Genomic DNA, 14,628 nt, shown 5'->3' on the forward strand with positions numbered 1-14,628 from the left:
TTGATTTTGGGTCGCTCAACAATTGTTCCAGAGTAGCCGGGGCGCTTTTAAACTTTGCATTAAATTGCAAGGGTTATGTCGACCGATACGAACAATGCGGAGTTTCAGCTAGCCGTACAATTTGTCAACCAGACTGCCCGGCCTATATTCCTCACCGGCAAGGCCGGCACGGGCAAGACCACTTTTCTCAAATATATCCGTGAGAACAGTTTTAAGAAGATGGCTGTTGTGGCGCCCACCGGAGTGGCGGCCATCAATGCAGGCGGTACTACGATGCACTCTTTCTTCCAACTGCCGTTCGGTCCTTTTCTACCCACGGCAAGAACCGGTTGGTTTGGCGAGCAGGCTAACTTTTCCGATGTAAATAGCTTATTCCGCAACATCCGGTTCAACGCCAGTAAAAGAGAATTGTTGCAAGAGCTGGAACTGCTGATCATCGACGAGATCAGCATGGTGCGCGCCGACACCCTGGATGCCGTAGACACCATCCTGCGTCATTTCCGCAAGCAACCCGATCTGCCGTTTGGCGGTTTACAGGTATTGTATATCGGCGACCTTTATCAATTGCCGCCCGTGGTATCCAATGCCGAATGGGATATCCTGAAAGCCTATTATAGCAGCCCGTTCTTCTTCGACGCACAGGTGGTGAAACAGGCCCCGCCAGTATACCTCGAACTGAAAAAGATCTACCGGCAGAAGGAAGGACGTTTCATCGAATTGCTGAACAATATTCGAAACAACCGGGCCAGTTGGCAAGACCTCGAATACCTGCATGATCATTACCAGCCGGAATTCATCCCGTCAAAGGGGGACCATTACATCACCCTTACCTCCCACAACGCGCAGGCCGACGGCATCAACCAGGAAGAGTTGTCCAAGCTGCGGGGCCGCACACAGGTTTTCGAGGCCACGGTGACGGGGGAATTTAATGACAAGGCCTATCCTGCCGAAAGGACCCTCACGTTGAAGGAAGGCGCACAGGTGATGCTGATAAAGAATGACAAGGGGGAAGTGAGACGATATTACAACGGCAAGATCGGTACCATCAAAAAACTGACGGACGACCGGCTCACCCTGGAATTCCCGGATGAACCCGATGAGCTGGTGTTGGAAAAGGAAACCTGGAAGAACATCCGGTATGCCTACAACCGGGAGAAGGACGAGATCGAAGAGGAAGAGCTGGGCAGCTTTCGTCAATACCCCATCCGCCTGGCCTGGGCGATCACTATTCACAAAAGCCAGGGGCTTACCTTCGACAAGGCGGTGATCGACGCCGGTGCTTCTTTTGCACCGGGACAGGTCTATGTTGCGTTGAGCCGGCTAAGAGGATTGGATGGCCTTGTCCTGCGCAGCCGTATCCCGCCTTCTTCCATCAGCACCGACCCAAGGGTAGTGTTTTATACCAAAGACAGACAGGCGGAAGCAGCGGAAGACCAATTGGAGAAAGAACAACTCCACTTTATAGGCGACACCCTGCGGAATGCCTTTCAATGGCTGCGGTTGGTCGAACAACTGCAGGATCATTATACCGGCTATGCACACCGCAAGATACCGGAAAGAGAGGCGGCGGTGTTGTTAGGCCGAAAATGGCTGGAAAGCGTTCAGACGCAACAGGAGGTGGCGCAGAAATTCTCCCGGCAGTTGGAGCAGCTGTTGCCCGAAGCGGAGAACGATGGCTACCGGCAGTTGCAACAACGAACCGAAGCAGCAGCCGGGTATTTTACTCAGCTGCTCGAAGCGGAGGTGATCACTCCTTTGCAGGAGCATATATCCGAGCTGCGGGCTAAGCAGAAGGCGAAGAAATACCTGCAGGAATTGCAGGCGTTGAAAGGGATTGTCGCCCGGAAGAAACAGCAGATAGAAGATGCGGCGAAAATAGTGTCGGGGCTGCAAAAGGGGGTGGATGCGACCCGGTTGCTATCGGGTATGGAAAACGATAGAAAGACCCGGCAGGCGACAGCGGACGAAGCCTCGGTAGCGCTTTCCACGAGCCGCCCGCAGAAGGGGGATACCAACCGCATCAGCCTGCAGCTGCATCGGGAAGGCTGTAGTGTAGCCGAGATAGCAAAGCGGCGCGGGTTGACGATATCCACCGTGGAGGGGCATCTGGCTTCGTTTATATTCACCGGGGAGATCGATGTCAAGGAGTTGGTAGCCGAGCATAAGATAGCGCTCATCCTTGCGGTGATAAAGGAGCTCGGCGGCAATGCGCTGGGGCCGATACGCGGAAGGCTGGGGGATGGTTATTCCTTTGGGGAGATAAGAGCGGTGCTGAATTATTTTAAGTATACGAGCAAGGCGTCATGAATATCCTGACTATCAGTTACCTCTCTACTAATTATTACCTGCTGGATAATGGTAAGCACCGGTTGTTGGTGGATGCAGGCTGGCCGGGCACGCTTGGCAGGTGGCAGCATGTACTCCGAAGTCGCGGAGTGCTATTGGGGGCCGGGGATCATTTCTTTGTGACCCATTTTCATCCCGATCATGCGGGGCTGGTGCAGGAATTGAAGGAGCAGGGATTACAATTTATCTTGTTGCAGGAGCAGGAGTATGCCATTCCGTTGATGCGTCCCTATATCAAGCCGGACACCGCCTATAAAGAAATTCAGCCTGCGGGCAATATTCTGCTGCCGGTGGCGGAAAGCCGGGATTTTCTCCGGAGGCTTGCATTCGCCGGGGAGTTCGTGCTTACGCCGGGTCATAGCGACGACAGCGTCACCCTTGTACTGGACAGCGGGGAGGCCTTCACCGGTGATCTTCCTTTGGGGATGCCCGATGGAGATAACCTCTTGCTTCGCCAAAGCCGGGAAAAGCTGCGGGCGATGGGGGTCAGCCGGGTTTATCAGGCGCATGGGCGGGAGGGCGGGCCTATTCCGTCCGGAGACTCTTGACAGGGTTGGCTAACGCCACCTTGAGCGCCTGATAGCTAACCGTCAACAGCGCGATGAGCAGCGCCATCACACCGGCCAGCAAAAAGACCCACCATTCCACGTTGATGTGAAAGGCAAAATTCTGCAACCAGGCATGCATCGCCCACCAGGCCAGCGGAGACGCCAGGACAAAGGCCACCAGCACCAGCACGAGAAAATCCTTTGAAAGCAGACCGAAGAGCGTACCGACCTTTGCCCCCAGCACCTTGCGGATGCCAAATTCCTTTGTTCGTTGTTCGGCTGTAAACATCGCCAGCCCCAATAGTCCGAGACAACAGATGAAGATGCCCAGTACGGCAAAGCAGTTGGAGAGACTGTGGACGATGGACTCGCTCTTATACAGACCGCGATATTCTTCGTCGGCAAATTGATAGGTGAAGGGGAATTTGGGGTTTAGGACATGGCACAGCTGCTCCAGTTGGCTAAGCCCCTGTTTTGTCTGACCGGCCCGGATGCGCAGCAGGATAATTCCATACCGGCTATCCGAACCTTCTTCCCCATAGCGGATGATCAGGGGCCTTATCGGATCATGCAGGGAAGCGAAATGAAAGTCCTTTACAATGCCGACGATCTTACCTTTCTTTCCCCACATCGTGAGATTCCGGCCGATGGGATCCTTGTAGCCGACACGCCGCAACGCTTCTTCATTGAGGAGATAGCCGACGGTGTCGGTGGGATAGTCGGTCGAAAATTCCCGGCCTTTTGTCAATCGCAGATTCATCGTCTTTATAAAATCATAGCCCACCGCCATGTTGGTGAACATGACCAGGTTGTTTGGGTCTTTGCCATCCCATTGTATCCCGCCGGTGCCATTCTCGAGATTGACGGGGTCCTGGCTTGTTTTGGTGACGCTCGCGATCGCCGGAAGTTGAAGGGCCTTCTCCTTAAACGTTTTGTATTTATCCGGCAGATCGCCTTCCATGGGGATATACACGAGGTTATCCCGGTCGTAACCCAGGTTGATGGATTGTACATAATCCACCTGTTGGGAGACGACGATGGTGCCGATGATAAGGACAATGGACAGGACAAACTGGAAGACAACAAGCCCTTTGCGGAACCAGGCCGCGCCGGCGCTGAATTTCAGCGAGCCTTTGAGAACCCGTATTGGCTGAAAACCGGAAAGGAAAAGAGCGGGATAGCTGCCGGAGATGAGGCCGGTGACGAGGGTGAGAGCCGCCAGGCTCAGCCAGAAGAACGAGGCGGTGAAGGGGAAATGGATGTTCTTTTCCGTTAGGTGGTTAAAGGCCGGCAGGATCAGCAGGACCAGGCCCAGGGCGAGGATCACCGAGAAAAAGGAGAGCAGGATGGCTTCCCCGATAAACTGCCGGATGAGGGCGGGCCTTACCGCACCCACCACTTTCCGGATGCCGATCTCCTTGGCGCGGCCTACCGACCGGGCGGTGGTGAGGTTCATGAAGTTGATACAGGCGATGAGCAGGATAAAGATCGCCACGATGCTGAAGAGCCGGACATACTCGATGCGGCCGCCTTCTATCCGCCCGTCCTTGAAATTGGAATGCAGGTAGACATCACCGTAGCGTTGCATTCCCAATTCGATGCGAAAGGACTTGCTTTGATCTTTATTATAGGCGTCCAGGTAATGAGTGATCTTTTTTGTAAAAAGGGCGGGGTCGGCATCCTTGCGGAGCAGGAGCAATACCTGGGGACCGTTGTTGCCCCAGTCCTTCGCCCAGTTATTGTCATCCAGAAATGCCGTCCAGTTGATGAGATAGTCGAATTTGTCGGCGGTGTTGTCGGGGACGTCTTCGAACACCGCGGTGACGGTGAATTCCTTTCTGTTCTCATAGCGAATGGACTTGCCGATGGCGGCATGGGGACTGCCGAAGAGATCGTTTGCCATTTTGCGCGAGATGACAATACTCACCGGAGTGGAGAGGGCGGTTGCAGGGCTGCCCTCCAGCAGGGGATAGCTGAACATCCGTAAATAATCGGCGCCGGCATACCGGCCCTGCTCTTTGAGTATCTTGTCGCCCGTCTGGAAGGTCCTTTTTTCATACCAGGTGAAGCCGGTGGACATTTCCACTTCGGGAAGATCTTTTTTCATCTGGTCGGCCATGATGCCGGGGGTGTAGTAACCGGCCATTACCTTGCCGTCATAGTATTGGCGCTCGTAGACGCGGTAGATCCTGTCGCCCTTTGCGTGAAAGTTGTCAATGCTCTTTTCGTCCCATATCCAAAGCAGGATCAGCAGGCTGCAGGTCATCCCCATGGCCAGGCCGAATATATTCAGAAAGCTATAGCCTTTGTGTTTCCAAAGGTTGCGCAGGGCGACTTTTATAAAGTTTTTGAGCATGGCAGCGGCATTATACTCATAACGGACGCAGAAAAAAGACTAATGTTGCAGCGAGGGGCTGTAAAAATGAGCTGCCATTTTAACAATTACATAACATAAGCCAAAAGAAACTATTTCGTTTGAGGAAAGTCAAAACCTGCACAATTAACACCTAAATAAATATGAGAAGAATCTTCACCGTAATCCCTTGCTTAATCTTGCTAACCCTGATGTTAGGCAGCTGTAGCAGCAGCAGAAGAGTATCCGGTTATGTCCCCTTTACCCGCGATCTGAAAGCGCGCCTGGACAGAGACAATATCGATCTTAAGCAGGTGCAATTCTACATAGATCAAAAGCTGATCCTCAACCGAAATCTCGGCGATGTGAAAGTCGAAGTGCATTCGGGGGTGGTGAAGATGGAAAACGGGAAATACATCAACGAAGTGATCATTCCCGCCCTTACCCCGGGTGTCTGCGACGCCACGGATGGCGACAGGCTCATGATCAGCTTTGAAAAAGGGAATAATGACCTGGCTTTTGGCCCCGGCAGCGGTTATACCATTAATCAATATGTGCTATATGGCACCAACTGGAGGAATGGTACTACTATGGTGACGTACGACGCCAATAAATACCAGGCGCGTTGCGGCTCCTGTTCGGATGTGGCCCAGGCCACTCTCGTTGTCCGCAAGAGCGAGCTGGACAAGTGGGACAAGAAGTCCAGGACCCTCAGGGGTAGGACTGTCGAGTAACAAGAGGAGTCCCTGGCGCGAGAGGCGACCCTTCCGCCACGGCCGTGTCGTTGATCAGCTCTTCCAGAACCTCTATTTTTCCATCAACCACCGAAAGCGTTATGATATGGGTGGGGTTGACAATCTTCACGAGGTGGAAGGTCTTTTCCCCATCGGTGATTTCGGTAACTACATCTATTTGGTAATCAGGATACTTAGCCCTTATCAGATCCCCCGGTACCCGGGGGATTTCTCTTCCCGCATAGTATTGTAAAGAATAGCGGAAGCCGCCACGTTTGTCAAAGTAAGCCTGGAAATGACGGCCCCGCAGCAGGAAAGAGACCTGGTATCCCTGGTCGGAAACAAACCAATACTCGTTGCTGATGCCGGCGGGAAAAATCCGCTGAAAATGGCGATAGGCGCGCGCATTGATCTCATTCAACGGCACATTGCTGGTAATAGCCGTTCTTCCATCGTTATAGGTGTAAGCGGCAGGGTGGTAGTCGTTTTGCGAAGAAGCAAAACAGGGCGCCAGGACCATTCCCACGCACGCCCAAAATAAGGTATGGCAAGCTTTCATTTTGACGTGTTTTTAGATACTAGAACGTGATTTTTGTCTATTTAAGTTAACAATTAATTAATATACTACGAAATAATTTTTGCCATACCTTAATTGGTTTTTTTCGTCCAGGCGCCGCCGGTTGCCAGCAAAACCCGATATTTACGCAACCGACCTCTCTGATGTATGGCACAAAAAAGGACCCCGCGACTATTGAAAGGATATTCGCATCATAACAAAGTGCGCCTGGTCCATGGCGGCAAAGAGTTTTTCTCCACCATCGTTCAGTTGATAGATGGCGCACAGACGGCCATTCATTTACAGACCTATATTTTCGACAGTGACGAGACGGGCCGGATAGTTTCGGATGCATTGTTACGGGCAGCAGGCCGCGAAGTGGAGATCTATATCCTGCTGGACGGTTACGCCTCCCAACATCTCTCCAGGCAAATGATCAATGAATGGAAGGCAGCGGGCATCCGATTCCGTTGGTTCTATCCATTGTTCAAAAGCCGGAAGTTCTATCTTGGCAGACGGATGCATCATAAGGTGATCGTAGCAGATGCAGCAAGGGGCATGGCCGGTGGCGTCAACATCAGTGATCGCTACAACGACATCGGTGGACAAAAAGCCTGGCTTGATAGGGCACTGCTGGTCGAAGGAGAGGCCGCGCTAAAGCTGCACATCATCTGCCGGGACATGTGGACCAAGGCTTATTGGAAAACGACGAATCCGAATAATTATTATTTCTCCTACCTTCCGGCGTTTGTCCCGGAAGCAGAATGCCTGGTCAGGGTAAGACGCAACGACTGGGTGTTGGGGAAGAATGAGATCTCCCGCAGTTATGTGGAGATGTTCAGACTCGCCCAATCGCGGATCACCATATTGTCTGCTTACTTTATGCCCGGCTCGATCATCCGGAAGAATATGATGCAGGCCGCGAAAAGAGGTGTGGCTATCCGCATCATCGTCGGCGGCAAAACGGATGTGCCCATTTCCAGGCTGGCCGAACAATATATGTATCGCTGGCTGTTTCGCAACAAGATACGGGTTTTCGAATACCAGGAAACCATCCTGCACGGGAAGATGGCGGTGTATGACGGGGAATGGATGACGGATGGCTCCTACAATGTCAACCAGATAAGCGCGTATGCCAGCGTGGAATTGAATATGGATGTCCGCAATACTGTCTTCGCCACGGGCGTGGAGCAGGAGCTGGACACCCTTATCCGTAATTGTTGCGTGGAGGTCGTCCCGGAGAACTATTTCCATCATACCGGGCCTTTCCGGCGGTTGCTGCAATGGATGGCCTATGAGTTGGTCAGAATGCTGTTCTTCCTTTCCACTTTTTATTGGAAACAGGAGAAAGAAACGCGACGCCGTTAAAGAAGGGCGCCGTTAGTTGCCCCCGATGCGCCGGATAAAGGCTCTTAGCGTAGAGCCATTCCAGCCGGCAAAACGCCCCCGCTGCACCACCACCCTATTTTCCTCAGGACGTTGCAGGAAGTAGTGAAACACAAAATGCGCTTTTGGGTCTTCCCAGCCTTTCATTTCGCCGAATCGCAGATCGTTGAAGACGACGGTGTCGCCCCATTCCTCCACCGTATAATATCCCTGGGAAAAGCGTAAGAGACAGTGCACGTCGGAATGACCGAGAAAGGGTTGCAGCAGGCTATCGGCACGCGGCTGGTAACGGAAATCCGTAGCCTGGCAGTCGAACACCGACCGGTAGCCGGTATAAAATCCACTGCTGTCTTCGGCCACAATATACCAGAGCCAGCTGTTGAGGGGCGTAGGCGTGGAAAAATACCGGGTATAGGAATGGTGTTGCGCGAGCAGATCTACCTTTGCCTGCCGATCGATGCGCGCCTTATTGCTGATGCAATAGCAGAGATAGGCGCTGCTGAGCAGGATACCGGTCCAGGCCCATTTTCGCCGTGCGGGGTGGCCGGCCCGCAATACAAGCAAGGCAACAAAAGCAATACCCAGCCATGTCGAGTAAAAGGGGTCCGCAACAAAGAGTAAATGGAAGGAGACCCGGGAATGATCAAAGGGCTCGAACCAACCGGTTCCGTAAGCGTTGAAGGCGTCGATGAAGATATGGGCGAACAATTCCACGCCGAAGAAGACCCGCCAGCTTCGGCGGGTCATTCCGCTACGCGGGAAAAGACGGCCGGCCAAAAAGGACAACAAAGGCGTCATCACCGCGACAAACAGGAAGGAATGGGTAATACCCCGATGCGCCAATACATCCCGGGCGGTGTCCAGCCAGAATGCCGCTATAAAATCGATATCGGGCAGGCTGTTCGCTATGGCGCCGATGAGCAGGGCTTTTTTCCCCAGCGTGCGGCCGGCAAGCACTTCGCCGATGGCTGCTCCGAGTACGATATGCGTGAGAGAGTCCATATCCAGGCTAAGGTAGGCAAAAAGCACGCTGGGGGCCGGGCATGCTTATTCCAACGTCGTTACCCCTTTGATGGAGGCGGGCTGGTCCTGCAACAGATCGAGCACGATGACTTCGTTGGTCCCTTTTTTCAACCAGGAAGCGGGGCAATACAGGTGCTGTTGCGGACCGACATACCAGAATCGGCCCAGGTTGTGGCCGTTGACCCAGATGACGCCCTTTTTATACCCGCTGAGGTCGAAATAAGTATCGGCAGTCGTCGTCAGATCGAACTTCCCCTTGAAGAAGACGCCCTTGTCACGATGCGTTGCGGTCCGCGCGGTGGTGGAGGCGGGCGTTGTGGCTGGCGCGGCGTGCCCAGGGGTCGCAGGCGGCGCAGCCAGCGGCAGGTTAAAGGTCTCCCAGTTGATCAGGGTCATCCCGTTGAGGGTGACACGATCGGTTATCCCTTTCCGGTCGATGAGATATTGAGCAAAATTGATATGGCCCATACTTTCGACGAGAATCTCCAGAACAGGGTCTTTCACCTCCGTCTTTGGCAGTTTCACTGTCCAGTTGCCGCCATCCCGGAAGACAGTGTCGATAAATTTCCCGTTGAGGAACACCAGGGCATAGTCGTGTGGTTCGGTGATGGTAAGATTGCCGCTTTTGTGCCCGATGAGCTTCGTCCGGTAGAGGATCATCCCATTGCGCTGATCAAAATCTTCCATCGGCAGGGGCTGGGGCGAGAACTTCGGTGCCGGCAGATGGTCCCAGATTGTGGACACCGGTTCAAGCGGGAAGGCCGGTATCTCCATCACGGGTATGGGGGCGGGTGGTTCGGGTAGTGCGTGGTCGGTATAGGAAGCGATCAGCTGACGCAGCAACTCATATTTTGGGGTGGCGCGCCCCTGTTCGTTGATGGGCGCATCATAGTCATAGCTAGTCACGTCGGGTTGGAATTGAACAGGGGTAAAAGCATTGGCGCCGGCCGTATACCCGAAGTTGGTGCCGCCATGCACCACATACAGGTTGAAGCTGCGGTGATGAGCCAGCAGGTAGCGCACATCTTTCATAATGCCGGCCGTGTCAGGGTGTTGCCATTGCTCCTTCCAATGGGTGAGCCATCCCGGATAGGTCTCGCTGCTAAACGCCGGGACATTGGGATTGTGACGATCGGCCGTGGCAAAATCGGCGTCGCTGCCGCCGCTATCCAACCCGATGGCGCAACCGTCAAGATTACCTGCCTCGAGCATAAAATCCGTTGGTCCGTCCGCCGTATAAAAGGGTACGGTGATACCCATACGCCGCCACAGGCTGCGCAGTTCGGAAAGGTATCCCTTGTCGTTGGCATAGCTGCCATATTCATTCTCCACCTGGACCATCAATATCGGTCCGCCATGGTCACACTGCAGCGGGACGATCTCCCTGGACAGCCGCGTGACATATCTCGTCACGGCGCTGATATATCGGGGGTCGCGACAACGAACCTTGATATCGGGGATTTTCAGGAGGTAGGAAGGCAGGCCGCCCCAATCCCATTCGGCGCAGACATAGGGACCCGGACGAAGCAGCACCCAAAGGCCCTCTTCCTTGCACAAACGGATGAAGGTGGCAATATCCTTGTTACCGGTGGAAAAGTCAAACACCCCGGGGGAAGATTCATGATAGTTCCAGAAGATATATACAGCGATGGTATTACAGCCCATGGCTTTTGCCATCCTGATGCGGTGGCGCCAGTATTCTCTCGGTATCCTGGCGGGATGCATTTCACCGCTGATGATCTGGAAGGGTTTCCCATCCAGCAGAAAATCGGTCTTGCCCAGCGAGAAATGGTGGAGGCCTTGTGCGGACAGCGAGCCGGTGAAAAGGAGGAAAAAGAAGAGCGCGCTTTTTATTTTTGTTGTTATCATTCTGCCATTTTGTATAATCCGAATTTCGCCAGGATGGGATTGCCTCTCGAGCTCAGGATCCGCAGGCGCACCTTGTTCGTCGTCACCGGGGGAAAGCGAAGCAGTCGCTTATACCCGATGGTGGTGCCTTCGGTGACGGTCTTCCACCCTTCTTTGTCGAGGGATTCGAGCACCCATTTCTCCACGCGCTGGCCGATGCGGATATTCTCCTGCAGCAGGAGGATATCGAATGTCTTACTACCAGCCAGGCTATAGACGATCGTGGCCGTCGTGTCCTTGAGTGTTTGTTTAACGACTGCGCCTGCCGCCAGATTTGTTTTAAACGTGGCATCCCTCATCTGCTTCCATTTCCGGAGGCTACGTACATCCGCCTCGTTGATCAGCCCACTGGTGTCGGGCGGAATATTCAGCAATAAAACACTATTCCGGCCGACAGAACTAAAATAGATGTCCATTAGTTGAGCCGGCGACTTTACCTTATCATCTTCCGCAGGATGATAGAACCAACCCGGGCGGATGGAGACGTCGGTTTCGGCTGGATACCAGATGAGGCCTTTTGCGGTGAGGAGCTTTTGCCGGCTGCCGATATCCTGGTCCATGATGTCGCCCAAGGGTGCAAACGTCATATCTTTCTGCGAGTTGGCCGCTATGCTTTCCTGCTGTTTGGCATTGACAGGCAACACGCTCCATTCCGTAAGGCGTCCTTCGCCGCTCTCCGTGCCGACCCAACGGACATCCGGCCCCATAATGGCGATCGCCGCCTGTGGCTGTAGTTTCCGGATGAGGTGGTACCAGGCTTCGAAGGCATAGACCTGTTTCTTTCCGTTGGGCCCTTCCCCATTGGCGCCGTCGAACCACACCTCGTCCACTTTGCCGTATTGGGTCAGCAATTCAGTGAGCCAGTGCAGAAAGAGGTCGTTGTATTTTGCTGAATCCCCATAAACGGGAGAGTTCCGGTCCCAGGGGGAGAGGTAGACACCGAAACCTATGTTATATTCCCGGCACGCATCGGCCACTTCCTTTACGATGTCGCCATGACCGTCTTTGTAAGGCGTATTCCTGATCGTATGTTCGGTATACTTGCTTGGCCAGAGGCAAAAGCCGTCATGATGTTTTGCGGTGAGGATGATCTGGCGGATACCGGCTTCTTTTGCCGTCCGCACCCATTGGCGGGCATCCAACCGGGTTGGATTGAAGCGGCTAGGATCCTCCTTTCCGTCGCCCCATTCGCGGTTGGTAAACGTGTTGATGCCAAAATGAAAAAAGGCCGTCAGTTCGAGTTCCTGCCAGCGCAATTGCCTGGGCGAGGGCACGACGTTAGCCGCTTTGCGGATGATATCCGGTTCACGGTCGGTAGGCAGGATCGCAACGGCCGGCTGGGCTAAAAGCCGGATACAGAGAAGGCAGGCCACTGTTGTGGCAAGAGTTGTTTTTGAAATAGTCATGATCAAGCAGGCTTGTTTAAGATTCGCGTCTCGCCACCCGGGGAGCCGGCAACGACGATGTCGGCCATATTGATAAAGAAACCATCTTCCATGACACCCGTGATATCACTCACCTTTCTATGCAGCCCGGCCGGGTCGAGTATCTCGCCAAACGCGCAATCCAGGATATAATGCTGGTTGTCGGTGAGGAAAGGCTTGTCGCCTGCCATGCGCATACGCGGGGTGCAATTCAATTCGCTGAGCCGCCGCATCGTCAGCTCCCACCCAAAGGGAGCCACTTCGACGGGCAGGGGGAATTTTCCGAGATGGCGGACCAATTTGGATTCGTCGACAATAATAATGTAGAAGCGGGTGGCGGCAGCCACTATCTTTTCGCGCAGTAAGGCCCCGCCGCCTCCCTTGATAAGATTGAGCTTCTCATCCACTTCGTCCGCGCCATCGATGGTGATGTCGAGCCGGTCGACCTCCGAAAAAGGGATGAGTGGGATGTTCAATTCCCGGGCCAGGCTCTCCGACTGGATGGAGGTGGCGACGGCCTTCACCGAAAGCCCATGCTTCACCATCTCGCCGATGCCCTGGATGGCCCAATAGGCCGTTGAGCCTGTCCCCAGGCCAAGGGTCATACCATTACGAATATATTCTATGGCCTTTCCGGCGGCTATCTTTTTACTATTAACGGCTTGATTGTCCATGCGAAGGGTGTTAAAACGAATGTAAATATAGTGCGGTGGCCCTTTTTTGGCAAATTCCCTAGTGAACCGGTAGGAAATACGGCAAATTTTCCTACATTTGCTTCATCATCCATTGTTCCATTCACATGACCAGGGTTTTTGCACATACCAATTGTTGTTGTTGCTGTTGTCGGCAAGCCACGGTTATTTGGGTGGAGGATGACCTCTTATAAGCTGATCAAACTGATTCGACAACAATAAGTTAAAAGCTCCACCAAAAGTGGGGCTTTTTTATTTATCAACCATGTTCTATATATTATGAGTACAACGACCTTACTCCCGGCTGATGCCACCCTCCTTTCCGCCGTCTGGGCACTGGAAAAAGAGATTGGTCATACGCCGCTGCATCACATCACCGGTCTGTTCAGGCATCCCAGGGTGCAGATCTATGCCAAAAAAGAATGGATGCAACTATCGGGCAGCGTAAAAGCCCGGGCCGGTTATGCTATCATCCGCAGGGCCATTGAAAAAGGGGCCCTTACACCTGGCAAGACCTTGTTGGATGCAACGAGTGGGAATACCGGCATCGCTTATGCCCACATCGCCAAAAGGCTAAACATTCCTGTCGCCCTCTGTCTTCCGGAGAATGCCTCGCGCGAGCGGAAGGAGATATTGGAATCCCTTGGGGTGAGACTTATCCTGACCTCCCGATTCGAGGGCACGGATGGCGCCCAGCAGGTAGCCCGGGCACTGGCGGAAGCCGACCCGGATGCTTATTTTTATGCCGACCAATACAAGAACGAGAACAATTGGAAAGCGCATTATTATGGCACCGCCCCTGAGATCATCGAAGCCCTGCCCGACGTCACTCATTTTGTGGCGGGCCTGGGCACAACCGGAACATTCGTTGGCACGGGCCGCCGGTTGCGGGAACTACAGCCTTCCATCCGGTTGATCTCGCTGCAGCCCGACCTCCCCATGCATGGGTTGGAAGGGTGGAAGCACCTGGAGACAGCCATCGTACCCGAAATATATGACCCATCGGTGGCCGATGAGAATGAGGAAGTGAGCACAGAAGAAGCGCACCGGCTCATCGTCGAAGCCTGGCATAAGGAGGGGTTGTTACTAAGCCCCTCGTCAGCCGCCAATCTGGCCGGGGCGATCAGGGTAGCGAACCGACTGGATGAGGGCATTGTTGTAACAGTGCTCCCCGACAATGCCGATAAATATAGTGATATCACCAAAAAACTACTCGTATGATCATTATCGAACCCAGAGTCAGGCAATTATTGATCGAAGACGCGCTCAATACCTTTCCGGACGAGTGCTGCGGCTTTCTTTTCGGCCGGGAGGAGCATGACGGGACCAGGATAGTCGTCGACATCCTGGTTGTCGACAACTCGAAGGAGGGCGACAAGACAAGACGCTTCGAGATCTCGCCGCAGGATTACATGGCGGCCGAAACCCACGCGGTCGTTAATGACTGGACGCTGTTAGGAATCTATCATTCCCATCCCAAACATCCGGCTATTCCATCGGAGCACGACCGGAAAGCGGCACAGCCTTATTTTTCGTATGTGATCATTTCCGTAATGGACGAGAATACGATAAACCTGCGGAGCTGGCTCCTCAACGAAGAACAACAATTTGAAGAAGAAAAGATCATAGATTATATATTCACTTAAAAAGAAGCAATA

The 14,628-nt window shown here is 53.5% G+C and carries 12 protein-coding genes; 6 read left to right on the forward strand and 6 right to left on the reverse strand.

Annotated features, from left to right (window positions below; translation table 11 throughout):
• Positions 1-75: 75 nt before the first annotated feature.
• Positions 76-2,307: a helix-turn-helix domain-containing protein gene (locus tag IEY39_RS26795; RefSeq protein WP_188937436.1), complete on the forward strand. Its 2,232-nt coding sequence runs from the start codon at positions 76-78 to the stop codon at positions 2,305-2,307.
• Positions 2,304-2,894 carry an MBL fold metallo-hydrolase gene (locus IEY39_RS26800; RefSeq protein WP_188937440.1) on the forward strand — a complete coding sequence of 197 codons (591 nt, stop codon included), beginning with the start codon at positions 2,304-2,306 and terminating at the stop codon, positions 2,892-2,894. The genes IEY39_RS26795 and IEY39_RS26800 overlap by 4 nt, the downstream gene beginning before the upstream one ends.
• On the opposite strand, the gene IEY39_RS26805 is transcribed toward IEY39_RS26800, so the two are convergent.
• On the reverse strand, positions 2,872-5,250 hold the full coding sequence (locus IEY39_RS26805) for an ABC transporter permease (protein ID WP_188937442.1): 2,379 nt from the start codon (positions 5,248-5,250) through the stop codon (positions 2,872-2,874). The two genes, IEY39_RS26800 and IEY39_RS26805, sit on opposite strands and share 23 nt — an antisense overlap.
• Positions 5,251-5,459: 209 nt before the next feature.
• Here IEY39_RS26805 and IEY39_RS26810 point away from each other — a divergent pair, with 209 nt between their 5' ends.
• The gene (locus IEY39_RS26810) at positions 5,460-5,981 is read left to right on the forward strand and encodes a hypothetical protein (protein WP_188937443.1); all 522 of its coding nucleotides are present in this window, start codon (positions 5,460-5,462) and stop codon (positions 5,979-5,981) included.
• Here IEY39_RS26810 and IEY39_RS26815 read toward each other — a convergent pair.
• Positions 5,959-6,540 carry a hypothetical protein gene (locus IEY39_RS26815; protein WP_188937444.1) on the reverse strand — a complete coding sequence of 194 codons (582 nt, stop codon included), beginning with the start codon at positions 6,538-6,540 and terminating at the stop codon, positions 5,959-5,961. The two genes, IEY39_RS26810 and IEY39_RS26815, sit on opposite strands and share 23 nt — an antisense overlap.
• A gap of 165 nt (positions 6,541-6,705) precedes the next feature.
• Between IEY39_RS26815 and IEY39_RS26820 the strand changes: the two genes are divergently transcribed.
• Positions 6,706-7,905 carry a phospholipase D-like domain-containing protein gene (locus tag IEY39_RS26820; protein WP_188937445.1) on the forward strand — a complete coding sequence of 400 codons (1,200 nt, stop codon included), beginning with the start codon at positions 6,706-6,708 and terminating at the stop codon, positions 7,903-7,905.
• Between the two features lie 12 nt (positions 7,906-7,917).
• Here the strand turns inward: IEY39_RS26820 and IEY39_RS26825 are convergent, their stop codons facing one another.
• From IEY39_RS26825 to rpiA, 4 genes are read right to left on the reverse strand one after another with little or no spacing between them, the layout of a single operon-like run.
• A complete protein-coding gene (locus IEY39_RS26825; RefSeq protein ID WP_188937446.1) occupies positions 7,918-8,925 on the reverse strand; it encodes a metal-dependent hydrolase in 1,008 nt (335 codons plus the stop codon).
• A 45-nt stretch (positions 8,926-8,970) separates the two neighbouring features.
• Positions 8,971-10,815, reverse strand: coding sequence for a glycoside hydrolase family 35 protein (locus tag IEY39_RS26830; protein ID WP_188937447.1), 1,845 nt, complete (start codon positions 10,813-10,815; stop codon positions 8,971-8,973).
• Positions 10,812-12,260, reverse strand: a complete 1,449-nt coding sequence (locus IEY39_RS26835; protein ID WP_188937448.1) for an alpha-L-fucosidase — start codon at positions 12,258-12,260, stop codon at positions 10,812-10,814. Before IEY39_RS26835 ends, IEY39_RS26830 begins: the two co-directional genes overlap by 4 nt.
• Positions 12,261-12,262: 2 nt before the next feature.
• Complete coding sequence (gene rpiA, locus IEY39_RS26840) at positions 12,263-12,952, reverse strand: ribose-5-phosphate isomerase RpiA (RefSeq protein ID WP_188937450.1); 690 nt, start codon at positions 12,950-12,952, stop codon at positions 12,263-12,265.
• Positions 12,953-13,249: 297 nt separating this feature from the next.
• On the opposite strand from rpiA, the gene IEY39_RS26845 reads away from it, so the two are divergent.
• Complete coding sequence (locus IEY39_RS26845; RefSeq protein ID WP_188937451.1) at positions 13,250-14,191, forward strand: PLP-dependent cysteine synthase family protein; 942 nt, start codon at positions 13,250-13,252, stop codon at positions 14,189-14,191.
• Positions 14,188-14,616: a M67 family metallopeptidase gene (locus IEY39_RS26850; protein WP_188937452.1), complete on the forward strand. Its 429-nt coding sequence runs from the start codon at positions 14,188-14,190 to the stop codon at positions 14,614-14,616. Before IEY39_RS26845 ends, IEY39_RS26850 begins: the two co-directional genes overlap by 4 nt.
• Positions 14,617-14,628: the final 12 nt, after the last annotated feature.

This window comes from Puia dinghuensis (genome assembly GCF_014642875.1).
Classification (GTDB): Bacteria; Bacteroidota; Bacteroidia; order Chitinophagales; family Chitinophagaceae; genus Puia; species Puia dinghuensis.

Coding starts and splice junctions, on each gene's coding strand:
- IEY39_RS26795 (WP_188937436.1), top strand. CDS start 76: ATGTCGACCGATACGAACAATGCGGAGTTTCAGCTAGCCGTACAATTT.
- IEY39_RS26800 (WP_188937440.1), top strand. CDS start 2,304: ATGAATATCCTGACTATCAGTTACCTCTCTACTAATTATTACCTGCTG.
- IEY39_RS26805 (WP_188937442.1), bottom strand. CDS start 5,250: ATGCTCAAAAACTTTATAAAAGTCGCCCTGCGCAACCTTTGGAAACAC.
- IEY39_RS26810 (WP_188937443.1), top strand. CDS start 5,460: ATGTTAGGCAGCTGTAGCAGCAGCAGAAGAGTATCCGGTTATGTCCCC.
- IEY39_RS26815 (WP_188937444.1), bottom strand. CDS start 6,540: ATGAAAGCTTGCCATACCTTATTTTGGGCGTGCGTGGGAATGGTCCTG.
- IEY39_RS26820 (WP_188937445.1), top strand. CDS start 6,706: ATGGCACAAAAAAGGACCCCGCGACTATTGAAAGGATATTCGCATCAT.
- IEY39_RS26825 (WP_188937446.1), bottom strand. CDS start 8,925: ATGGACTCTCTCACGCATATCGTACTCGGAGCAGCCATCGGCGAAGTG.
- IEY39_RS26830 (WP_188937447.1), bottom strand. CDS start 10,815: ATGATAACAACAAAAATAAAAAGCGCGCTCTTCTTTTTCCTCCTTTTC.
- IEY39_RS26835 (WP_188937448.1), bottom strand. CDS start 12,260: ATGACTATTTCAAAAACAACTCTTGCCACAACAGTGGCCTGCCTTCTC.
- rpiA (WP_188937450.1), bottom strand. CDS start 12,952: ATGGACAATCAAGCCGTTAATAGTAAAAAGATAGCCGCCGGAAAGGCC.
- IEY39_RS26845 (WP_188937451.1), top strand. CDS start 13,250: ATGAGTACAACGACCTTACTCCCGGCTGATGCCACCCTCCTTTCCGCC.
- IEY39_RS26850 (WP_188937452.1), top strand. CDS start 14,188: ATGATCATTATCGAACCCAGAGTCAGGCAATTATTGATCGAAGACGCG.